Source organism: Mycolicibacterium hippocampi (genome assembly GCF_010723735.1).
Taxonomy (GTDB): domain Bacteria; phylum Actinomycetota; class Actinomycetes; order Mycobacteriales; family Mycobacteriaceae; genus Mycobacterium; species Mycobacterium hippocampi.
In genome coordinates, this window is the sequence record NZ_BLLB01000002.1 from 5,745,075 (window position 1) to 5,766,056 (window position 20,982).

Here is a 20,982-nt window from a genome sequence, read left to right on the forward strand (position 1 = left end):
GTCGGAGGCACGTCGTAGCGTCACCCGTGTGAGACAGTGGCGGGGCTGCGGTTCACCGCTTCGGCTCATCTGCCCGAACTGCGATTCGCAGCTGCCGACGTACAAGAGCCGGAACCGCGGCAACGGGCGGCACCACCGCAGACAGCGATACGCCGACAGTCAGTCTTTCTGACCGTGACATCCCACCGGCGAAGCCGGCCGTCCCCCTCGAACCTCTTCATATGCAACAGTTTTCAATTCGGCGACGGTAGGCAGGACACACCACAGAGGTAGGATCGAGCGGTGAGTTCATGGTGAGCACCGTCCTCACCCTCGGCGGCCTGAACTATGGCATCGCCGACCGCGTGGGCAAGGCGATGTCCGGTTACGCGTCGAAGGCCGACCGGGTGATCGTGAAGTATCCGCAGTCCGCGTCGCCGAAGTCCATTCCCGCGGGGGTCGAGGCCCTGGATCTCGCCCTCCGGTCTGCCCTCTCGAACGCGTCCGGTCCGATCGATGTCGTCGCGCACAGCCAGGGCGCCGAGGTCGTGTCCGAATGGCTCGAGCAGCACGCGCGACGACCGGACGCTGCGCCGGCCGACCGGCTGCGATTCATCCTGCTCGGCAACCCGCGTCGCCGGTTCGGCGGCACCGGAACGCGTGGACTCGACGGCAAACCGCTGCGCCGAACCCCCGATGACACCCAATACACGGTGCTCGACATCGCCCGCGCCTACGACGGCTGGTGCAACGGCGACGGCTGGCCCGCCGAGAAGCTCACCATGGTGAAGAAGGCGCGACTGCTCGGCGGCAGGTTCATCGACCACCTCGACTACAGCGACGTGAACATCAACACCGCGCAGGTGCGGTCGCGCGTCGGCAATACGACATACTTGGTCGCGCCGTGACCAGTCCGACCGAGGAGGAGCGTTGGCCGAAGCAGGACTGTGGGTGGCATGGGGAGTGCCGACGAGCGGGCGCGAGCGGGCGGCCTTGGCGCTGCTCATCGAAACCGAGGGCTATCTCTCCGGCCTCCGGGACCAGGGACGTATCGAAGGGTTCGACAGGGTCCTGCTCAAGCCGCAAAGCATCGAGCTGGGTGGTTTCATCCTGATCCAGGGCTCGGTCGCCCAGATCGACGCACTTCGCCGGGATCCGGACTTCGAGGTGTGGCTCAACCGGGTCCAGCTCGTCGCCGATCAGGTGGGCGTCGTCGACGCCTGGGTGGGCGACGGAATTGCCGAGGCGGTCACCCTCTATGAGAAGGCGCTGGAAAGCCTCGACTAGCGTCTCCGGACTGATTTGCTGACCAAGGTCTGAGCCGAGAAAGCCCTTTGGTCACAGTAACGTTTCGAAAGCCGTGACGATTTAACTATTTGCTCGCCACTTCCGGTACCGATGCGCTTCAATGGCCACGACGACGGGGGGTCGGACAAGGCTGGATCGAAGGGGTTTTATGGGTGCCGCAGCGTATATCGGTCGGGTCGGCGGTCTGGCCGTCGCAATGGGCGTCGGCTCAGCAGTATTTGCAGGCCAGGGGGTGGCGTGGGCCGGTGAAACCGATTCGTCCGCGTCGACGTCGGCCACCTCAGCAACCTCGGACAGCGACGGGTCCGACAGCGACTCGCCGAGCAAGCGGGACACAGCGAAAGTAGCTGACAAGGACGCCGACGAGTCCGACGACGACGAGGCTGAAGCTGAGGACGACGAGGACGAGGACCAGCCTGCGGTCGACGAAGACGAAGCTGACGACGAAGACGACGAAGACGCCGAGGCTGAGCCAGAAGCCGTAGACGAAGACGACGAGCCCGACGACGTAGACGAAGACGACGAAGACGCCGAGGCTGAGCCGGAGGCCGACACCTCATCGGCGCCGCCCAAGACCAAGCGGTCGCAGAGCGTCCCGGCGGAGACATCCGCGACCGAGGAGACCTCCGCAACAGAGGAGTCCGCGACAACAGAGAAGTCGGCGACCGAACCCACGAAGTCGGCGACCGATCCCGCGGTGGCACCGCAGGAGCCGGAGAAGGTCGCGGTGTTCGCCAGCGCCAGCAGCCTGGCCGCCGCGAGCCCGACCACGGTGTCCCCCCGGGTGGCGGCGCTGCTCTCGGAACCGACGATGGCAGAACAGACGCCGAAGCCGAACCTGGTGACCGCGGTCGTGAACGTCGTCAACAGCATGCTGGACTGGGCGCGCCAGAAGGCCGACGCCACCCCGGACAGCCCCGCGCAGCCGCCCTTCCTGTGGGCGCTGATGTCGTTCGCCCGTCGCGAGCTCGAGAACCTCTTCGTCTCGCGCAGCACGGTCAGCGCGGCCAGGACCACCGTCGTGGCGCCGACCAGCCTGGCCCTGATGGCCGACGACGTCACCTCTGCTGCGGTCTTCGTACCGTACTCGCCGTGGCTGAACCCTCAGGTCAGCCCGTCGACGAACTTCGTCAGCTGGGTGACGGGCAAGAACGTCTACAGCGACAAGACCCTGGCCAACACCCTTGCCCGGTACCAGGTTTACGGAACCGACGTCGGCGTCATGTGGGACAACGGGATTCCCGACGACCCCAGCACCCCCGACATCAACGAGAACCAGGTGCTCATCGCCGTCGGCGACACCTTCGGTTCGGCCAACATGAGCGGCCGGTGGATCTACAACACGTTGTTCCGCAGCTCCGACGACGACCTGTCGGACGGCATGACCATCCCCAACGGAGAATGGTTCAACGGAAACATGTTCGGCGGTGCGCCGCTGTCCGAGCCGAACCAGGCGCGGCCCATCATCAACCGCCCGTCCTGGGCGCCCAACTCGGTGACGCTCATCCCGACCGCGGGGATCTCGCTGCCCACGCCCGACACCGAGTTCGGCGCGACGCAGTACGTCAGCTTCATGTCGGTGTCGAACTGGGGCTCCTCGGGTCGGTGGACCACGAACTACTCGGCCATCGCGTACTCGACGGACAACGGCGAGAATTTCACCGTCGCGCGCGAAAGTGTGCGCTACAACTCCATTTTCAGTGGCAATCGGAACTTTCAGCAGTCCGCCTTCGTCAAGGGCGACGACGGCTACGTCTACATGTACGGAACCCCGAACGGCCGCCAGGGCGCGGCTCACATCGCACGGGTCGCCGAAAAGGACATCCTCGACGTGTCCGAGTACGAGTACTACAAGAAGGCCTCGTCGGGGTGGTTCGGCAGCAGCCCCGCCAGGTGGGTGCAGGGCAACCCGTCGTCGGCTTCCGCGATCATCGGCAAGTCGGGCGGCGCCTGCGGTGCCACCAAACCCGGCAACACGGTCAGCGAGATGTCGGTCCAGTACAACGAGTACCTGGAGAAGTACATCGTTCTCTACGGAGACCAGTCCAACAACATCGTCATGCGCACCTCCGACACCCCTGAGGGCGAATGGTCGGAAGCGACCGTGCTGATGGATCAGCAGAACGGCGGGATCTACGCGCCGATGCTGCACCCGTGGTCACCGTCGACGGTGGGCACCGGTTCGGACCTCTACTGGAACCTGTCGCTGTGGTCGGAGTACAACATCATGCTGATGCGGACAGACCTCACCAAGCTCTGACCTAACCCACGGGCACATCGAGGATCTGGCGATCCACCGCGGCGCCGGGACCGTCGAAGTGCCACCACTCCCCCGCGTACACCGTCAGTCCGCCGGCGGCCATCGCGTCCCGCAGCCGGGCCCGATTGTCCTGTGCTGCGGCGCTGACCCCGTCGGTGGCCCTGGCGTGACTGCGGGGGGAGAAGTCGTCGAACCCGGTGCCCATGTCCACCAGGCCGTCCTGGCCTGCCAGCGTGACGTCCACCGAGCGGCCCGCTTCGTGGCTGCGTGCGTACGGCCCGGGACGGGCGACCCACGCCGGGTCGGACACCGCGTCGAACATCACCTGCTGAACGTCGTGCGGGCGGTAACAATCCCAGAAGACGAGCCGTTCCCCACCCTGTCGCAACAGGTTCGCAGCGGTGACGAGTCCCGGCGCCAGAGACTCGTGCACCAGGCATCTGGCCCCGTCCGGGTACAGCTGCGCGCCGACGAAGTTGTCCGCCGTCGCGTACCGCAGGTCGATCACCGCATCCGGGATCACGCTGCGAACGTCGACGAACCCGGCCGCACGCGCCTCCTCGGACACCGGCGGTACCGGCTCCGCCGCCGCCACCGTGCTGCTCGCGGCGGCGAACCCGATGATCGAGCAGCACAGCGCGGCAATCCGGTGAACACCACCCATCACTGCACTGTAGGCGCGCATACACTGCGCTCGTGCGCGATGTCCTCGAGGAATTGCTGGCGGTCTGGCGAGCCGGAGGGACCGCGGGCCTGGCCACGGTGGTGCGCACCATGAAGTCGGCGCCCCGCCCGCCGGGGGCCGCGATGGTGGTCGCACCCGACGGAAGCGTGGCGGGGTCGGTGTCCGGCGGATGTGTCGAGGCCGCCGTCTACGAGGTCGCCAACGACGTCGTGGCCACCGGCCGTCCGGAGCTGCAGAGCTACGGGGTCAGCGACGACGATGCCTTCTCGGTCGGGCTGACCTGCGGTGGCACCATCGAGGTGTTCACCGAACCGGTGTCGCGCATCACCTTTCCGCAGCTGCAGTCGGTGGCCGACGACATCGCCGCCCATCGCGCGATCGCGGTCGCGACCGTCATCGCCCACCCGGACCCGCGCCGGCTGGGACTGCGACTACTCGTCGGCGAGGCTTCGGCTCAGGGATCCCTGGGGTCGGCGCGAGCCGACGACGCGGTCGCCGACGACGCCAGAGGCCTGCTCGCCGCCGGCCGCTCGGCCGTGCTGTCCTACGGAGCCGACGGCCAGCGTCAGGACGCGGGCATGGAGGTGTTCGTAGCCAGCCACGCACCACGGCCGCGGATGCTGGTCTTCGGCGCCATCGACTTCGCCGCGGCCCTCGCCCAGCAGGGTGCGTTCCTGGGCTACCGGGTCACCGTGTGTGATGCCCGCCCGGTGTTCGCCACCGCCGCCCGCTTCCCGGCGGCCGAGGACGTCGTCGTCGAATGGCCCGACCGCTACCTGGCCGCCCAGGCCGAACTGGGCGCGATCGACGCGCGCACCGCGATCTGCGTGCTGACCCACGATCCCAAGTTCGACGTGCCGGTACTCGAGGTGGCACTGCGCTTACCCGAGGTGGGCTACATCGGCGTGATGGGCTCCCGGCGCACCCATGAGGACCGGCTGCGCAGGATGCGGGAGGCGGGCCTCACGGACACCGAGCTCGCCCGGCTGGCCAGCCCGATCGGCCTGGATCTCGGCGCCAGGACGCCCGAGGAGACCGCGGTGTCGATCGCCGCGGAGATCATCGCCCGGCGCTGGGGCGGGGGCGGCCGGCCGTTGACGGAGGTCGGAGGACGCATCCACCACGAGGCGTGACAACCGTGAGACAACAATGGTGGAAATGTCGCTCTCGGATGCGATAACGTCACTCTTCAAGCCCTCAGGAGAGTGATACGACGTGACCGACACCGTGCCATCCGTCACGACCCGCTATGCCGGCGCCAGGGTTCCCCGGGTCGAGGACAGCCGCCTTCTCACTGGTCACGGCACGTTTGTCGACGACGTGCAGCGGCCGGCGATGCGGCACGCCTGCTTCGTCCGCAGCCCGTTCGCCCGCGCCACCATCAACGGCATCGACGCCTCCGCTGCCCTGGCTCTGCCCGGCGTACACGCCGTGTTCACCGCCGCCGATCTCAACCCGGACGTCAAGGAGGCCTGGCACGCCGTCGCGGGCAAGGACATCCCGGACACCCCACGGCCGCCTCTGGCCGAGGGTGAGGTCAAGTTCGTCGGCGACCCGGTCGCCCTCGTGATCGCCGACAGTCGGTACCTGGCCGAGGACGCGGTCGACCTGGTCGACGTCGACTACACCTCGTTGCCCGCACTCGCCGACTTCCGACAAGCGGTCGGCGGGGCCGACACCGGCGTTCCGGTCGTGCACGAGGCCTACCCCGACAACGTCGCAGGCGGCATGGGCGGCGCCCCACCCGACGAAGAGGTGTTCGCGAACGCGGCGCACGTGGTCTCCGAACACATCTACCAACAGATGTACGTCCCGGTGCCGATGGAGACCCGCGGAATGGTCGCCGAGTGGACGGCCACCACAGCCGAACTCACCATCTGGGCGTCGACGCAGACGCCGCACGAACTCCGGGCGTTCGCCGCCCGACTGCTGGGCATCCCCGCCCAGGGGGTACGCGTGGTGGTGCGCGACACCGGCGGCGCGTTCGGGCAGAAGGTGGTGCCGATGCGCGAGGACATGTGCATCCTGCTGGCCGCCCGCAAGATGCCGGCGGCACTGAAGTGGATCGAGGACCGCCGGGAGAACCTGATGTCGGCCGGGCAGTCCCGCCACGTCGACGGCACGGTGCGGATGGCGTTCGACGCCGACGGCAGGATCCTGGCCGCCGACATCGACTTCATCCAGGACGTCGGCGCCTATCCGACGCCGTATCCGGTGCTCACCACCGCCGCCATCGGCATGTTCTTCCCCGGCCCCTACCGCGTCCCCAAGGCCAGCTTCAACTACAAAACGGTGTTCTCCAACACCCCGGGCCTGCACGCCTACCGCGGACCCTGGCAGTACGAAACCCTGACCAGGGAAATGCTTCTCGACTGCGCCGCACGCAAGATCGGGATGGATCCCGTCGAGTTGCGGCGGATCAACATCCTGCGTGGTGACGAGATGCCGTTCTTCAACCCGAACGGCATGCCGTATGACAACTGCGCCCCCGCCGACACGTTCGAACAGGCCGTGAAGATCCTCGATCACGAGGGCTTCCGCAAGGAGCAGGCCGAGGCGCTGGAACAGGGTCGCTACCTCGGGCTCGGCTTCTCCGCCTACATCGAGCCCACCGGCGCCGCGACCGGGCACCTGGCCACCGAGGGCGCCACCATGCGGATGGAACCGACCGGCAAGATCAATGTCTACGTCAACGGCGGTTCGGCCGGCAACAGCATCGAGACCACCGTCGTGCAGCTCACCGCGGATGCGTTGGGCGCCGACATCGATGACGTGTCGACCATCCAGGGAGACACCGCGGTGACCCCGTACGGCGCGGGCACCCAGGGCAGCCGCAGCGGGCCCATGACGGCCGGCGCCGTGCACGAGGCAGGCACGATGCTGCGCAACCAGATCATCGCGATCGCAGCAGGAATGCTCGGGGTCGAGGAATCACAGGTCGAACTCGCGGACTCCAGCGCCCGGGTGCGCGACGAGCCCGACAAAGCCGTCAGCTTCGCCGACATCGCCTACCGCTCGTACTACGAGCCCGCACAGCTGGGCGGCATCTCCCCCACCCTGGAGGCCACGGCGCGGTTCAACTCCCAGTCGATGATCCACTGGGCCAACGCCACCCATGTGTGCACCTGTGAGGTGGACATCGAGACCGGGCACGTGACGCTGACCCGCTACATCGTCAGCGAGGACGTCGGGCCGATGATCAACCCGAACGTGGTCGAGGGTCAGGTCGCGGGCGGCACCGCGCAGGGAATCGGTGGGGCGCTGCTCGAGCACCTCGCCTACGACGACGCGGGCAACCCGGTGGCGTCGACGTTCGTGGACTACCTGCTGCCGACGGCCACCGAGGTGCCGCCCATCGAGTTCGGGCATGTCGAGATCCCCGGGACCGGGGTGGGCGGCTACAAGGGCGCGGGCGAAGGCGGGGCCATCGGTTCGCCGCCCGCCGTCATCAACGCGATCAACGACGCACTCGCCCCGCTCGGCGTGACGGTGACCCAGCTGCCGGCCAGCCCCGCCGCCATCGTCGCGTTGCTCGAAGGAAAGGACCACTAGAGGTGGAGCTCAACAACGAATTCCGGGTCGCGGTGCCCACGGCGAAGGTCTGGGAGGTGTTCACCGACGTCGAACGCGTCGCACCGTGCCTGCCCGGCGCCACCCTGTTGTCGGTCGACGGCGACGAGTTCCACGGGGCGGTCAAGGTCAAAGTCGGCCCGATCACGGTGTCCTACAAGGGCATCGCCTCCTACCAGGAGAAGGACGTCCCGGGCCAGCGGATCGTGCTGCGCGCCGAGGGCAAGGAGACGCGGGGCAACGGCACCGCCGCGGCGACCGTCACCGCGCAGCTGAAGGACGAGGGCGACTCGACCCACGTGGGCATCACCACCGACCTGGCGATCTCGGGCAAGGCAGCACAATTCGGCCGCGGGGTGCTGGCCGACGTGTCGGGCAACCTCATCGCCCAGTTTGCCAGAAGCCTCGAGGCCGAACTACTCGGCGGCGCTGCGCCCGCTGCGAAAGTGGCCGAGAACGGCTCGGCCACAACCACTCCGCTCGCCGCCGTGCCAGAGTCCGGCGACTCGGTCGACCTGCTGAAGGTGGTGGCCGTGCCGATGGCCAAGCGGTTCGCACCGGTGCTGGTCGCCGCTGCCGCCGCCGGGGCGCTCGGCTTCCTGGTCGGCCGCCGCAGGCGCCGGGGCCCGGCCACCGTGCTCGCCGACGACCTGCAGGCCGCACTGGCGCGGCTGTTGTCGTGAAGGCGCACTCATGAAAGCCGCACCGTTCGCCTATCACCGTCCCGACACCGTCGCCGACGCCGTCGGTCTGCTCGCCGAGCACGGCGACGAAGCCAAGATCCTCGCCGGCGGACAGAGCCTGGTGCCGATGCTCGCGATGCGACTGACGCACTTCGAGAACCTCGTCGACATCTCCCGAGTGGAGGAGCTGCGCAACATCGAGCTGCGCGACGGCTCGGTGTGGATCGGCGCGGGCACTCCGCATGCGCTGGTGGGCATGGATGACGAAGTGGCCGAGTCGGTTCCGCTGCTCACGCTGTCCACCCCGCACATCGGGCACTTCCAGATCCGCACCCGCGGCACCCTCGGCGGCGCCATCGCCCACGCCGATCCCGCAGCCGAGTACGCCGCGGTGGCGGTGACCCTGGACGCGCTCATGGAGGCCGTCTCGCCCCGGGGCCGGCGGCAGATCCCGGCGGCGGAGTTCTTCACCGGCCTCTGGGAGACCTCGCTGGCCGCCGATGAGATCCTGACCGCCGTCGCCTTCCCCGTGTGGTCGGGCCGCTGTGGCTTCTCGGTGCAGGAGTTCGCACGCCGGCACGGAGACTTCGCCATCGCGGGTGCGACGGTGGCAGTGGAACTCGACGACCGGGACACGGTGAGCCGCTGCGGAATCGGGCTCCTGGGTCTGGGCTCACGGCCGGAGCGGGGCACCCCGGCCGAGGACGCCGTCGTCGGCAGGCACGTCACCGACGTCACCGCCGAGGAGCTGGGCCGGCTGGCCATGTCAGCGCTGCAGGATGTTCCCGCCGACCTGCAGGGCACGGCGTCCTACCGCACCCGCGTCGGCGCCGCGATGGTGGCGCGCGCATGGACCGAAGCAACCACGGAGGCCCTCAATGCATGAACTTCCCGTCGAGCTCTCGGTCAACGGTCGCCCCCACAGTGGGACCGTCGAGCCGCGACTGACCCTCGCCGACTTCCTCCGCGAGAAGTGCGGACTGACGGGCACCCACCTGGGTTGTGAACACGGCGCGTGTGGAGCCTGCACGGTGCTGCTCGACGGCCAGGCGGTGCGGTCGTGTCTGGTCTTCGCCGTCCAGGCCGAGGGGCAGGAGGTGACGACGGTCGAAGGCGTCGCCGGCGACGACGGTGAGCTCTCCGCGGTGCAGGCGGCCATGCGCGAGTGTCACGGGCTGCAATGCGGTTTCTGCACGCCGGGGTTCGTCACCAGCATCACCGCGCTGCTGCGCGACAACCCGACACCCACCGACCAGGAGATCCGCGAGGGCCTGTCGGGCAACTTCTGCCGATGCACCGGCTACCAGGGCATCGTCAACGCGGTGCGGCGCGCGGCGGAGGTGCCCGACTCGACTCCATGAGAGTCGGGTTCCCGCGGTTTCAGACCACGCCGCGCAGCCCGTCCGCGCCGAAGAGCGGTTCGAGCATTCCCGACAGGTCCGGCCCCCGCCGCAAGCCGTGGCCGCCGTCGACGTTGATGACCTGGCCGGTGATGAAACTCGCCGCGTCGCTGAGCAGGAAGACCGCCAGGTTGGCCACATCCTCGGCCTCACCGACCCTGGGCAACGGCGTGCAGGCGCGGTAGTCCTCGCTGACCGCCGGGGATTCCATGATGGGGGCGACCATGTCCGTGCGGGTGAGGCCGGGCCGGATGCCGTTGACCCGCACCGAGGAGGCGCCGAGCTCGTCGGCCGCCACCATCATCAGATGGTCCAACGCCGCCTTGCTCGGTCCGTAGGCACCGAACCACCGGTGGGTGTTGCTCGACGCGATCGACGAGATACCCACGAACGAACCACCGCCGCCGCGCACCATCTCGCGGGCGGCGTGCTTGAGCACGTACATGGTGCCGTTGACATTCAGGTCGACGGTGTTGCGCCAGGCCGCGGAGTCGATCTGGGTCAGCGGCCCGATCGTCTCGGAACCCCCGGCACTGTGCACGACACCGTCGAGCCGGCCGTGCCAGGCTGTGGTGGCCTCCACCACCCGGGCCGCCTGGTCCTCGTCGGTCACGTCGGCGGGTTCGTAGCGCACCTCACCGCCGCCGTCGCCTGCCTGGGCCGTGATCGCTTCGATCTCCTTGGCGGCCGCCGCCAGCTTGTCGGCATTGCGGCCCGCCAGCATCGTGTTGCCGCCGGAGGCGACGATCGCGGTCGCCGCCGCCCTGCCGATCCCGCTGCCACCACCGGTGACCAGGAACGTTCGATCCTTCAACGAAAGCAGCATGGGGGAATCCCTCCGACCGGAAGCCTGTCTAACAAGAACAGGTTCTAGTTATACGTCACGGTTCGTCGCGGCGGGCCAGCTTCGGCGCCCCCAACGTGCGCCAGTCCGGCACATCGGGCGGAAGCCCGACCGGATAACGGTTCTCGTTGTGCGCCGCCCAGTGGGCGTGCCCGAGCTCATGGATGTGGAAGGCGTGCCGCAGCGCCTCGGGGAAGCCCATCGCATCACTGGCCGCGTTCACCGAGTCCTTGATCAGCAACGCCGCCATCGTCGGCCGCTCGGCGATACGGCGGGCGAACTCGAGGGTCTTGTCCTCCAACTCGGCACGGGGGAACACCTTCGACACCATCCCCAGCCGATGCGCCTCCTCCGCGTCGATCGCGTCGCCGGTCAGCAGCAGCTCCTTGGCCTTGCGCGGGCCGAACTCCCACGGGTGGGCGTAGTACTCGACGCCCGGCATCCCCATGCGCACCCCGACGACGTCGCTGAACTTGGCATCGTCGGCGGCGACGATCAGGTCGCAGGCCCAGATCAACATGAGGCCCGCCGAGATCGCGTTGCCCTGCACCTGGGCGATGGTGATCTTGCGCAGGTCCCGCCAGCGGCGGGTGTTGTCGAAGAAGTAGTGCCACTCCTGCAGATAGGTGCGTTCGGCCACCGCAGCCCTGGTGGCACCGTTGAACTGGAAGGTCGGGTGCTGGCCGGGACCGGGCGCCCGTTCGGCCAGCGCCTCCTCCGAGCCCAGGTCGTGGCCGGCCGAGAAGTTCTTGCCCCGCGCGGCCAGGATCACCACCCGCACGTCGTCGTCGGCCTCCGCGCGGCCGAATGCCTCGTCCAGCTGCACCAGCAGCGTCCGAGACTGCGCGTTCTGGGCGTCGGGCCGGTTCAACCAGATGCGAGCGATGCGGCCCTCGTCGACGGTTTCATATGTCACCTGTTCAGGGTTCGCCACATCAAGCACACTACGGTTGACGTGCGGACAACTGGCCGAGTGGTCGGTGTGGGGCCGACAATTGGCTAGAGTTGACGCATGCCTGCAAAATCTGATCCCGCCGAGCTCGGCGACGTCGAACCGATTGCCGACACCACCGAACGGCAGGCCCGCCGCGTCGTCGCCGCCTACGCGACCGACGCCGACGAATGCCGGATCTTCCTGTCGATGCTCGGCATCGGACCTGCGAAGCTCGCCGACGCGTAATGAGTCCCGAGAGCGGCCCTGAGGCACGCTCCGGCTCTGCTCCGCCTACCGCGTCGGCGGACTTCGTCGTGGTCGCCAACCGGCTGCCGATCGACATGGTGCAGCTGCCCGACGGCACCACGGAGTGGAAACAGAGTCCCGGCGGCCTGGTGACCGCACTGGAACCGCTGCTGCGGCGGCGACGCGGCGCGTGGATCGGCTGGCCCGGCGTTCCCCAGGAGCCGGGCGAATCCGAGGACGAGCCGATCGTGCAGGACGATCTGACCCTCGTCCCGGTGCGCCTGAGCGCCGAAGATGTCGCGCTGTACTACGAGGGCTTCTCCAACGCCACGCTGTGGCCGCTCTACCACGATGTGATCGTCAAACCGATCTACCACCGGCAGTGGTGGGACCGCTACGTCGAGGTCAACAGGCGCTTCGCCGAGGCGACCGCCCGCACAGCGGCCCAGGGCGCCACCGTGTGGATTCAGGACTACCAGCTGCAGCTGGTCCCGAAGATGCTACGGATGTTGCGCCCCGACCTCACCATCGGCTTCTTCCTGCACATCCCGTTCCCCCCGGTCGAGCTGTTCATGCAGATGCCGTGGCGTTCGGAGATCGTCGACGGCCTTCTCGGCGCTGACCTCGTCGGTTTCCACCTGCCCGGCGGCGCGCAGAACTTCCTGATCCTGGCCCGCCGGCTCGCCGGTGCGAACACCTCACGCGCATCCGTCGGGATCCGTGCCCGCTTCGGTGAGGTGCACGTCGGGTTCCGGACCGTCAAAGTCGGCGCCTTCCCCATCTCGATCGACTCCACAGACCTCGACCAGAAGGCCCGCAGCAAGGCGATCCGGCAGCGGGCCCGCGAGATCCGTGCCGAGCTGGGCAACCCGCGCAAGATTCTGCTCGGAGTCGACCGGCTGGATTACACCAAGGGCATCGACGTGCGGCTGCAGGCATTCTCCGAACTCCTCGAAGAGGGCCGGGTCAACCGCGAGGACACGGTGCTCGTCCAGCTCGCCACCCCCAGCCGTGAGCGGGTGGAGAGCTACAAGGTGATGCGCGAGGACATCGAGCGCCAGGTCGGGCACATCAACGGCGAGTACGGCGAGGTGGGCCATCCGGTCCTGCACTACCTGCACCGGCCCGTTCCGCGCGAGGATCTGCTCGCGTTCTTCGTCGCCGCCGACGTCATGCTCGTCACCCCGTTGCGCGACGGCATGAACCTGGTGGCCAAGGAGTACGTCGCGTGCCGCAGCGACCTCGGCGGCGCCCTGGTGCTCAGCGAGTTCACCGGCGCCGCGGCCGAGTTGCGCCAGGCCTACCTGACCAACCCCCACCACCCGCAGGGCATCAAGGACTCGATCGAGGCGGCACTCAACCAGACCCCCGAAGAGGGCAGGCGCCGGATGCGGGCCCTGCGCCGACAGGTTCTGGCCCACGATGTCGACCGCTGGGCACGGTCGTTCCTGGAGGCGCTGGCCGGAGCCCCGCCTAAATCGGAGTGATGTAGTTGATCAGCCACTTGCCGTCGACCTTCTCGTAGTCGACACGCAGCCGGCTGCCGTCGTAGATCGGTTGGCGATCCTTGTCGGTGACGGTGCGGTTCATGTAGACCATCACCGACGCGGACTCCCGCTGGGCGTCGAGAACTCCGACGCCAACGACGTTGGCCTGGCTGATGAGCTGACGGTCCCGCGCCTGCGGGATGATGTCCTCGGTCGCGCGGTCCTGGAACTCCCGCCGGTAATCGGGAGTGAGCAGCGGGTAGACCTCGTTGAGACTGCGTTCGACGGTCTGGTAGTCGTACCCGAACACCTGCGGGATCTGTTCGGCGGCCAACGGAGCGAGCTCTTCCCGCGCAGCCTGCTCACCGTGCAGCTGCACCCCGTTCCAGTAGAGCGAGCCACCGAACGCGGCCAATCCCACGACGCCGACAGCGAGGATCACCGCAATCGCGCCCCACAGCCGAGCCGCCCGCATCAGTTTCCCCCGTCCGGGTACTTGAGGTCGTAGCCGGTCATGTGACCGTTGTCGTCCTCGTGCACGATCACCCGCAGGCGGTAGGGCTGTGACGGCCTGTTGTTGCCTTCCATGTCGGTGACGGTGACGCGCACCGACACCAGCACCGCCGCGTTGTTGGCGATGTCGTCGACGTCCTCCAGCGCCGCGCCGTTGATCACGGTTTCAGAACTGGCGTTGGTGTCGCGGAACATCGCCTTGAGGTTCTCGACGTTGTTGCCCTGGCTGAGCATGTCGCGGAGCGGGCCGCTGGTGCTGTCGACAAACCTGTTCACACTGTCGTCGATGTTGTCCTGCGTGTAGCTGAACATGTTGGTGACCAGCTGGGAAGCGGTGTCGACGAAGCGTTGGGTACGCGCCTGCTCGGCTTGTGCCTCACGCTGCTCGACCATCATCCACGCGACGCCGCCTGCCAGTCCCGCGACCAGGACGACGAGGGTGAGCACCGACACCAGGGCGACCCGTGTCCGGTTGGGGGCCCGCCGCGGCGGCGGTCCTGAGGGAAGCACCGACCGCACCTGCGGCGGGGTGGGTCCCTCGACCGTCACTCCCCCGACGGCGACGGGGGCAGCGCCGGGTTCGACGCTGCCGGCCGCAGGTCCCGCGGCTCGCGAAGCGCGGCGCCGCGCCGTCCGGCCCGGATTTCGGGGTGCTTCTTCTACCAATGCGACTTCCTATACCTACGTATTGCTGCCCGACTGAGGCGCGGGGCCACATCCACTATGCCTGTTTGGGCGACAGCATCAGGTCGACCCAGTTCTCCGCAGGCGCCAGCTTGTCCGTCCCGGGGGCGTAGATGCCGGTCCCGCCGGCGGGATCGACGAACTCCCCGTTTTGGTCGTAGCTGGCCATCGCGGGACCCGAGGCCATCGCAGCCTCAGCGGGCAGCGGAGCCGTTCCCGCCGGAGGGGGCGGCGGGGGCGCGGGCGCCGGCGCCGGCGCCGGAAATGGTGCCGGGGCACGTCCCGGTGCGGGTGCCGGTGGGGTGCGGCCGTACGGCGGCACCACCTGGTCCGGCGGTGAGAAGTACGGCCACGGCGGCGGCAGCTGATCGGGCTCGTTGGGCGGCACCGGCAGCGGGTACGGCGCGTGCGGAGCCGGCCCCGGACCTGGCTCGACACCCGGGGGCAGCTGAACCGACGGCGGCCCCGGATCCGGATCCATCTCCGGTGGGATGAACGGGAACTTGTTGGGCGGGAAGGTGTTCCGTCCCGGCGGCTCGTAGTGGTTGTCTTCGCGCTGGTCCATCGGCGTGCCGTACGGAATCGGCGGCCCGCGCCAGGGGTTGGTGCCGATCGGGACGTAACCCTTCGGGTCCCGGCACAGCTGGATCGTCGGCGCACGCTTGCCCGGGAACTCCTGACACGGGTAGTTGCGGGCGCCGCGCACCACGCTCGGATCGTTCTGCGCCACCTTGCAGTACAGGTCGGTGGGCAGCTCCCGCAGCGTGGTGTCGGCGGGTGAGCGGATCTGCGGCGGCGGGATGAAACCGACCGAGCAGGGCGGTGGATCACCGAGGTCGACCTTGAAGTCCAGCTTGCCGCCCTCGTCGGGGGGCACGCCACCGGCGACAGTGTTGAGTGCGGCGATCAGCGCCGGGAACACCACAAGCGAATGCTCCAGCGACTTGTTGTAGATCACGCCGATGCGGCCGAAGTTGGCCAGGTTGGCGGCCAGCACCGGGAACGTCGGCCTGATGCCCTCGAACGTCGTATTCGCCGCCTCGGTCGCACCGGGAACGGTCTGCAGCACCGAGCGCAGTTGCGGATCAGCGTTGGCGACCTCGGTGGTGAACCGGGCCAAGCCCTCGGAAAGCGACCTGGTGTCGTCACCGCTGCGGATCTGCGCCTCGAGGAACGGGCCGACCTGGTCGATGAGCTGGGTGGTCTGCCCGTAGTTGGCGTTCGCCTCGTCGATCAACAGCCTGGAGGACTGGATCAGCCGGGCGAGCTCGGGCCCGGATCCGTTGAACGCCTTGAAGGTCTCGTCCAGCAGGTCCCGGATTCGGCTGTCGCCGATACTGCTCACCAACGCGTCGGCCTGCTGGAGCAGCCCGTAGATGTCCTGACCGATCGCGGTGCGGTCCATGCCGATGTCAGCGCCGTTGCTCAGTAACGCCTGTGAGGGTTGTTCCGGCGGCACCAGGTCGATGTACTGCTCACCGATCGCGGACACGCTCTTGACCGTCGCGGTGACGTTCTCCGGCACCGGGGTGCCGCTCTGCAGCCGCATGTGCGCGACGACGCCGTCGTCGCTGAGCCCCACCGACTCGACCCGCCCGACGGTCACCCCCCGGTAGGTGACGTTGGCGTTCTCGTAGAGACCGCCGCCGGCCACGAAGTTCGCGGTCACCTTGTAGGAACCGAGCCCGACCGCCTCGGGGACACGCAGGTAGAAGATCGAGATCGCGCCGACGGTCAGCACTGTCACGACAGCGAAGATCATCAGCTGGATCCTGGTGAGCCGGTCGATCATCAGGGCGTCCCCTCGTGCTGGGTCGCCGTTCCCGGCGGCACCTCGAACGGGTCCGCCGCCTGGCCGGACAGGTTCGCGACCGCACCGGTGAGGAAGTCGGGCGGGGTGATGATCTCGTGCATCCGCTTCATGTTGGGGTCGAGGCCCTTCGACGTGGTGAAGACCGTCTCACCGAGCCGCCGCAGCGTCAGGTCGAACGTCACGAACACGTTCAGGTAATCGCCGCGCACCGCGTTGCGCAGGTAGTCGTAGTGGAACGGGAACGTGGGCAAAAACTCCAGAGACTTGATGAACACGTCGGCGTTGTCGTTGAGCGACTTGATGATCGGGAACAGATCCTTGAAGTCGGCGGCGAAGTCGTCCTTGGTCTGCTCCAGGATCCGCGAGCCGACCGTGGCGAAACCGCGCAGTGCGGCGAACGCGTCGACGATGTTCGTCCGGTTGCGGTTGAGCACCTCCAGCACCGCGGGCAGGGTGTCCAGCGTGCGACCCAGACTGTCCTTGCTGCGCGCCAGGATGCCGGCGAACCGGTTGAGCCCCTCGGCCGCGGCGATGATGTCACCGGTCTGCCGGTCCAGGGAACTGGTCAGCTCGGCCAGCCGCGGGATCAGGTCGGTGAAGGTGCCCTCACGACCGGCCACCGCGTTGTAGGTCTCCTCGGTGATGTCCTGCAGCGCACCCAGGTTGCCCTTGTTGACCACAACACCGAGGGAGGCGAGAACTTCCTCGGTCGTCGGGTAGCGACCGGTGCGATCCAGCGGGATCTCCGATCCCTCACCGAGGCGCCCCACCCCGTCCTCATCGAGGGGTTCGGCGAGTTCCACGTGCTGTGAACCCAGCAGCGAGGTCTGGGCCACCCTGGCGGTGGCGTTGGCGGGCAGGTTCACGTCCTTGTCCAACGACAGCTCGGCCGCCGCGAAGAACGTACCGTCCGGACGCTGCACGGCCTCGAGGCCCGACACGCTGCCGACGGTGACGTCGTCGACCATCACCGGTGAGTTCTGGGGCAGCGTCGAGACGTCCGGCAGTTGCACCGTGATGGTGAAGGACCCGGACCCGTGCCCGGCCGTGCCCGGCATGTCCAGCGAGTTCAGCCCACCGAACTGGCAGCCCGCGAGCAGCACGGACAGCGATGAGATGGTGACGACCTTGCGTATCATCCGCCCGCTCCCGGTGCTGGTGCTGTTTCCGGGCCGCCGTTGTGCGAGTTGGAAGCCTCGGGCGCCTCGGGAACCAGCAGCGAAGCCAGGTCGGCGTCGGGCGGAATCTCCGGCGGGGTGACGCCGGGAGCGTTCTGCCACTGCAGGTAGGGCACCGGGGTCTCCGCCTTGGCTTCGGTGGCCGGGGTGTCGTAGATGACCTGTCCCTTGTAGGCGGTGATGCTGTTGATCGGGTGGAACAGCACCGGCGGATAGTTCATCGCGATGCGCTTGAACACCGGACCCATTCGCTGACGGCAGATCTCGGCGCGCTTGTAGTTGTCAGGAGAGGCGCCGACGTCGAAGGTGCCGCCGCAGATGAACTGCACCGGGTTGGCGAAGTTCGGCAGCGACAACAGACCACCGACGGTGCCCTGGGCGGGGTTGTAGATGTTGTAGAAGTTCGACAACCCATTCGGCGTGATGTGCAGGATCTGCTCGATGTCGTCGCTGTGGTCGGTGAGGATCTGCGTGAAATCGGCGAGCCTGCTGATCTGACCGATCAGCGCCTCGTTGTTCTCCCCGAGGAAGCCGCTGACGTCGGTGAGCGCCTGGTTGAGGGTGCCCAGGGTGTTGTCGAGGTCGGCTGAGCTGTCCGCGAGCACCTGCGACACCGACGCGACGTGGTTGGTGAACTGGACGATCTGCTCATTGCTGTTGGACAGCGCGTCGACGAGACCCTGCAGGTTGCGGATGGTCCCGAACAGGTCCGTGCGGGAATCACCCAATCGCCCTGCCGTCTGCGACAGTTCGCGCACCGCCTGGCGGAACGAATCGCCGTTGCCGTCGAACGTGTCGGCGGCCTGGTTGACGAACTCCGTCAGCGGCCCCTGGACCGACCCCTGCTGCGGGCCGAGCTGAGCGCTGAGCTGGGTGAGCTGTTCTTTGACCTCGTCCCACTCGACGGGGACCGCGGTGCGGTCGGTACCGATCTCCGCGCCGTCGGCCATCGCCGGACCGCCGGTGTACGCCGGTGTCAGCTGGATGAACCTGGCGGCCACCAGGTTCGGCGCAATGATCAGCGCCCTGGCGTCCTCGGGCACCTGCACGTCGCTGTCCATCGTCATCGTGATCTTGACGTCGTTGGCGCGCGGCTCGACCGAGTCGATGGTGCCCACCGGGACGCCGACGATGCGCACCTGGTCACCTGCGTAGATCCCCACGGCGGACTCGAAGTAGCCGACGATCTTGGTCCCGGTGCGCGACGGCCACACCAGGTAGGCGCCGACGGCGAGGATGACCACCAGGGTGGCGGCCAGGGCCACCTTGAACCAGCGACTCTGGGCGAAGGCGGTGTCGGCTGAGGTCATGGTGTCTCCGGCCTGATGATCAGTCGCTCGGAGATGAAGCCGCGCAGATAGTCGGCGAGGCTGTCGGGCAGCTTGCCCGGCTGGAAGTAGGTGTCCAGCAGGACTTCGGACAGACTGACCGGAGGCAGTCCGTAGAGGTTGATGTTGAAGCCCGATCCCGAGCCGACCACCTCCCCCAGGGTCGTCGCATACGGCGGCAGCCGGCGCAGCGCCTCACCGATGTGCTCACGACGTTCCAGCAGGTTGTCCATCACGAGGTTCAGTTGCTCCAGGGCGGGTCCGAACTCCCGGCGGTTGTCGGCGACGAAACCCGAGAGCTGTTGTGAGACATCGTCGATACCGGCGATGAGGTTGTTCAGTGCCTGACGGCGCTCATCCAGTGCGGCGAACAACAGGTTACCGTCGACGATCAACTGATTGACCTGCCCGGAGCGCTGCGCCAAGGTGTCCGACACCCGCTTGGCGTGCATCAGCAGCTGCTCGAGCGCGGCATCGCGCCGGTTGAGGCTTCGCGACAGGTCGGTGACGCCGTCGAGCGCACTGCGCAGGTGCGGGGTGGCGTCCTGCAACGTGTCGGTCAGCGTTTGGATGGCCAGCTCGAAGCGCGGCTTGTCCAGCTCGCTGGCGCTCTGGCCGAGGTCCTGCAGCGCGGTGTTGAGGGTGTAGGGGGTCGTGGTGCGCCCCAGCGGGATCGATGTCACCGAACCGGCGCCCTGGGGTGTCACCGCGAGCGATTTCTGACCCAGCACGGTGTCGGTCTTGATCGACACCATGGACTGGTCACCGACGCGGACCTCCCGGTCCACCGTGAACGTCACCTTGGCGGCATCTCCGGCCAGCGCGACATCACTGACCGAGCCCACGGTGATCCCCGAGACGTTGACGTCGTCGCCCGGCGAGATGCCGCCGGCGTCGGTGAAGAACGCCTCGTAGGACTTGCCCTGGGGCATGAACGGCAACCCGCTGTAGCCGAAGGACACCAGCACCAGGCAGGTGACCAGCACGATACCGAAAATGCCTGTGCGGAGCGGATTCCCACCGTCTGGCCTAGCCATCCTCCGAACACCTCCCCTTGGTCGGGTCCGGCGGGGCGCCGAACGGGATCAGGATGTCACTGCCGGCGGGGCCGTTGATCTTCATCCGGATCGAGCAGTAGTAGATGTTGAAGAACGCACCGTACGCGCCCAATGCGTTGAGCCGCAGGTAGTTCTCGGCCAGCGGCTCGATGACCTTGTTGACGTCGGCCTTGCGCTCGTCGAGACGTTGCGCGAGCGGCCGGGCGTTCTCGATGACACCCTGGATCGGCCGGCGGGACTGCTCGAGCATGTCGGTCAGATCGGTCGACGCTGACGCCAGCGGCCCGATGGCTCCCGCAATCGGGTCACGGCCCTCGGCCAGCCCGGTCAGCAGCTGCTGCAACTGGTCCACGCTGGCGTCGAACTGGGCCCCCTTCTCGTCGACAGTGGCCAACACGGTGTTCAGGTTGGTGATCACATCACCGATGAGCTGGTCCCGGGCCGCCAGGTTCTGGGTGAACGCGCTGGTGGTCGACAACATGTTCGCCAGCGCACCACCCTGGCCCTGCAGCAGCTCGATGACGGCGTTGCTGACCTCGTTGATCTTTTCTCCGTCCAACCCCTTGAGCACCGGGCGCAGGCCGCCGAGCAGCGCGTCGAGATCGAGAGCGGGCTCGGTTTTGTCCTCGGGAATGGTGCTTCCCGGCGGCAACTTCACCAGATCGCCCGGACCCGCGGTGATCTCCATGTACCGGTCGCCGACCAGGTTCTCGTAGCGGACCACGGCCCGGGTCGACGTGTAGAGCTGGTACTGGTCGTTGACGCTGAACGCCACGTTGACGGTGTTGTCCTCGTTGAGGGTGACGTCCTGGACGCTGCCGACGGGCACGCCGGCGATGCGAACGTCCTCACCGGACTTCAACCGCGACGCATCGGCGAACGTGGCGTGATAGCCCTTGTCCGGGGCGAACCGGAACTCGCCGAACACCACGATCAGGCCCGCCGCCACGAGCACCATGACCACGGTGAAGACCGAGACGTTGACCAGGGTGCGCTTTGGATTCATCGGTTG

General features: G+C 67.8%; 20 protein-coding genes and 1 pseudogene. 11 read left to right on the plus strand and 10 right to left on the minus strand.

Translation table 11 applies throughout. The annotated features are described in order from the left end of the window. Positions 1-58: 58 nt before the first annotated feature. The 4 genes and pseudogenes from G6N53_RS28645 to G6N53_RS28660 all read left to right on the plus strand — a co-directional run. Positions 59-172: pseudogene (locus G6N53_RS28645) on the plus strand (HNH endonuclease); the annotation flags it as partial. Positions 173-290: 118 nt separating this feature from the next. Continuing rightward, positions 291-887, plus strand: a complete 597-nt coding sequence (locus tag G6N53_RS28650) for a PE-PPE domain-containing protein (protein ID WP_163894928.1) — start codon at positions 291-293, stop codon at positions 885-887. 22 nt (positions 888-909) lie between these two features. After that, complete coding sequence (locus G6N53_RS28655) at positions 910-1,266, plus strand: hypothetical protein (RefSeq protein ID WP_163894930.1); 357 nt, start codon at positions 910-912, stop codon at positions 1,264-1,266. A 169-nt stretch (positions 1,267-1,435) separates the two neighbouring features. Continuing rightward, a complete protein-coding gene (locus G6N53_RS28660) occupies positions 1,436-3,547 on the plus strand; it encodes a glycoside hydrolase family 183 protein (protein WP_163894932.1) in 2,112 nt (703 codons plus the stop codon). Between the two features lies 1 nt (position 3,548). Here the strand turns inward: G6N53_RS28660 and G6N53_RS28665 are convergent, their stop codons facing one another. Next, positions 3,549-4,211, minus strand: coding sequence for a M15 family metallopeptidase (locus G6N53_RS28665; RefSeq protein WP_237166669.1), 663 nt, complete (start codon positions 4,209-4,211; stop codon positions 3,549-3,551). A 32-nt stretch (positions 4,212-4,243) separates the two neighbouring features. On the opposite strand from G6N53_RS28665, the gene G6N53_RS28670 reads away from it, so the two are divergent. From G6N53_RS28670 to G6N53_RS28690, 5 genes are all read left to right on the plus strand, one after another. Further along, the gene (locus G6N53_RS28670; protein ID WP_163894936.1) at positions 4,244-5,365 is read left to right on the plus strand and encodes an XdhC family protein; all 1,122 of its coding nucleotides are present in this window, start codon (positions 4,244-4,246) and stop codon (positions 5,363-5,365) included. 82 nt (positions 5,366-5,447) lie between these two features. Further along, positions 5,448-7,784, plus strand: coding sequence for a xanthine dehydrogenase family protein molybdopterin-binding subunit (locus tag G6N53_RS28675; protein WP_163894938.1), 2,337 nt, complete (start codon positions 5,448-5,450; stop codon positions 7,782-7,784). 2 nt (positions 7,785-7,786) lie between these two features. Beyond that, positions 7,787-8,485 (plus strand): SRPBCC family protein, encoded by a 699-nt coding sequence (locus G6N53_RS28680; RefSeq protein ID WP_163894940.1) that lies wholly within the window; start codon positions 7,787-7,789, stop codon positions 8,483-8,485. 10 nt (positions 8,486-8,495) lie between these two features. After that, complete coding sequence (locus tag G6N53_RS28685) at positions 8,496-9,371, plus strand: FAD binding domain-containing protein (protein WP_163894942.1); 876 nt, start codon at positions 8,496-8,498, stop codon at positions 9,369-9,371. Beyond that, entirely contained in the window at positions 9,364-9,846 is a 483-nt protein-coding gene (locus G6N53_RS28690; protein ID WP_163894944.1) for a (2Fe-2S)-binding protein, read from the plus strand. The genes G6N53_RS28685 and G6N53_RS28690 overlap by 8 nt, the downstream gene beginning before the upstream one ends. A gap of 19 nt (positions 9,847-9,865) precedes the next feature. On the opposite strand, the gene G6N53_RS28695 is transcribed toward G6N53_RS28690, so the two are convergent. Next, positions 9,866-10,711 carry an SDR family oxidoreductase gene (locus G6N53_RS28695; protein WP_163894946.1) on the minus strand — a complete coding sequence of 282 codons (846 nt, stop codon included), beginning with the start codon at positions 10,709-10,711 and terminating at the stop codon, positions 9,866-9,868. 55 nt (positions 10,712-10,766) lie between these two features. Continuing rightward, positions 10,767-11,663: an enoyl-CoA hydratase gene (locus G6N53_RS28700; protein ID WP_205390489.1), complete on the minus strand. Its 897-nt coding sequence runs from the start codon at positions 11,661-11,663 to the stop codon at positions 10,767-10,769. Between the two features lie 78 nt (positions 11,664-11,741). On the opposite strand from G6N53_RS28700, the gene G6N53_RS29975 reads away from it, so the two are divergent. Then, positions 11,742-11,909: a hypothetical protein gene (locus tag G6N53_RS29975; RefSeq protein WP_205390490.1), complete on the plus strand. Its 168-nt coding sequence runs from the start codon at positions 11,742-11,744 to the stop codon at positions 11,907-11,909. Next, positions 11,909-13,396, plus strand: coding sequence for an alpha,alpha-trehalose-phosphate synthase (UDP-forming) (locus G6N53_RS28705; RefSeq protein WP_163894950.1), 1,488 nt, complete (start codon positions 11,909-11,911; stop codon positions 13,394-13,396). The genes G6N53_RS29975 and G6N53_RS28705 overlap by 1 nt, the downstream gene beginning before the upstream one ends. Here G6N53_RS28705 and G6N53_RS28710 read toward each other — a convergent pair. The 7 genes from G6N53_RS28710 to G6N53_RS28740 form a co-directional block, all read right to left on the minus strand. Further along, positions 13,383-13,871: a mammalian cell entry protein gene (locus G6N53_RS28710; protein ID WP_163894952.1), complete on the minus strand. Its 489-nt coding sequence runs from the start codon at positions 13,869-13,871 to the stop codon at positions 13,383-13,385. The two genes, G6N53_RS28705 and G6N53_RS28710, sit on opposite strands and share 14 nt — an antisense overlap. Then, entirely contained in the window at positions 13,871-14,458 is a 588-nt protein-coding gene (locus G6N53_RS28715) for an Rv1363c family protein (RefSeq protein WP_237166670.1), read from the minus strand. The genes G6N53_RS28710 and G6N53_RS28715 overlap by 1 nt, the downstream gene beginning before the upstream one ends. Positions 14,459-14,630: 172 nt before the next feature. Further along, positions 14,631-16,385, minus strand: coding sequence for an MCE family protein (locus tag G6N53_RS28720; RefSeq protein WP_163894956.1), 1,755 nt, complete (start codon positions 16,383-16,385; stop codon positions 14,631-14,633). Continuing rightward, positions 16,385-17,545, minus strand: a complete 1,161-nt coding sequence (locus G6N53_RS28725) for an MCE family protein (RefSeq protein ID WP_163894959.1) — start codon at positions 17,543-17,545, stop codon at positions 16,385-16,387. The genes G6N53_RS28720 and G6N53_RS28725 overlap by 1 nt, the downstream gene beginning before the upstream one ends. Then, a complete protein-coding gene (locus tag G6N53_RS28730) occupies positions 17,542-18,894 on the minus strand; it encodes an MCE family protein (RefSeq protein ID WP_163894961.1) in 1,353 nt (450 codons plus the stop codon). Before G6N53_RS28730 ends, G6N53_RS28725 begins: the two co-directional genes overlap by 4 nt. Continuing rightward, a complete protein-coding gene (locus tag G6N53_RS28735; RefSeq protein WP_163894964.1) occupies positions 18,891-19,949 on the minus strand; it encodes an MCE family protein in 1,059 nt (352 codons plus the stop codon). The genes G6N53_RS28730 and G6N53_RS28735 overlap by 4 nt, the downstream gene beginning before the upstream one ends. Continuing rightward, entirely contained in the window at positions 19,942-20,976 is a 1,035-nt protein-coding gene (locus tag G6N53_RS28740; protein WP_163894965.1) for an MCE family protein, read from the minus strand. The genes G6N53_RS28735 and G6N53_RS28740 overlap by 8 nt, the downstream gene beginning before the upstream one ends. Positions 20,977-20,982: the final 6 nt, after the last annotated feature.

What these genes read in the sequence shown, in the direction of transcription:
- G6N53_RS28650 (WP_163894928.1), top strand. Translation starts at nt 291, where the DNA reads ATGGTGAGCACCGTCCTCACCCTCGGCGGCCTGAACTATGGCATCGCC.
- G6N53_RS28660 (WP_163894932.1), top strand. Translation starts at nt 1,436, where the DNA reads ATGGGTGCCGCAGCGTATATCGGTCGGGTCGGCGGTCTGGCCGTCGCA.
- G6N53_RS28665 (WP_237166669.1), bottom strand. Translation starts at nt 4,211, where the DNA reads ATGGGTGGTGTTCACCGGATTGCCGCGCTGTGCTGCTCGATCATCGGG.
- G6N53_RS28685 (WP_163894942.1), top strand. Translation starts at nt 8,496, where the DNA reads ATGAAAGCCGCACCGTTCGCCTATCACCGTCCCGACACCGTCGCCGAC.
- G6N53_RS28690 (WP_163894944.1), top strand. Translation starts at nt 9,364, where the DNA reads ATGCATGAACTTCCCGTCGAGCTCTCGGTCAACGGTCGCCCCCACAGT.
- G6N53_RS28695 (WP_163894946.1), bottom strand. Translation starts at nt 10,711, where the DNA reads ATGCTGCTTTCGTTGAAGGATCGAACGTTCCTGGTCACCGGTGGTGGC.
- G6N53_RS29975 (WP_205390490.1), top strand. Translation starts at nt 11,742, where the DNA reads ATGCCTGCAAAATCTGATCCCGCCGAGCTCGGCGACGTCGAACCGATT.
- G6N53_RS28705 (WP_163894950.1), top strand. Translation starts at nt 11,909, where the DNA reads ATGAGTCCCGAGAGCGGCCCTGAGGCACGCTCCGGCTCTGCTCCGCCT.
- G6N53_RS28710 (WP_163894952.1), bottom strand. Translation starts at nt 13,871, where the DNA reads ATGCGGGCGGCTCGGCTGTGGGGCGCGATTGCGGTGATCCTCGCTGTC.
- G6N53_RS28720 (WP_163894956.1), bottom strand. Translation starts at nt 16,385, where the DNA reads ATGATCGACCGGCTCACCAGGATCCAGCTGATGATCTTCGCTGTCGTG.
- G6N53_RS28725 (WP_163894959.1), bottom strand. Translation starts at nt 17,545, where the DNA reads ATGATACGCAAGGTCGTCACCATCTCATCGCTGTCCGTGCTGCTCGCG.
- G6N53_RS28730 (WP_163894961.1), bottom strand. Translation starts at nt 18,894, where the DNA reads ATGACCTCAGCCGACACCGCCTTCGCCCAGAGTCGCTGGTTCAAGGTG.
- G6N53_RS28735 (WP_163894964.1), bottom strand. Translation starts at nt 19,949, where the DNA reads ATGGCTAGGCCAGACGGTGGGAATCCGCTCCGCACAGGCATTTTCGGT.
- G6N53_RS28740 (WP_163894965.1), bottom strand. Translation starts at nt 20,976, where the DNA reads ATGAATCCAAAGCGCACCCTGGTCAACGTCTCGGTCTTCACCGTGGTC.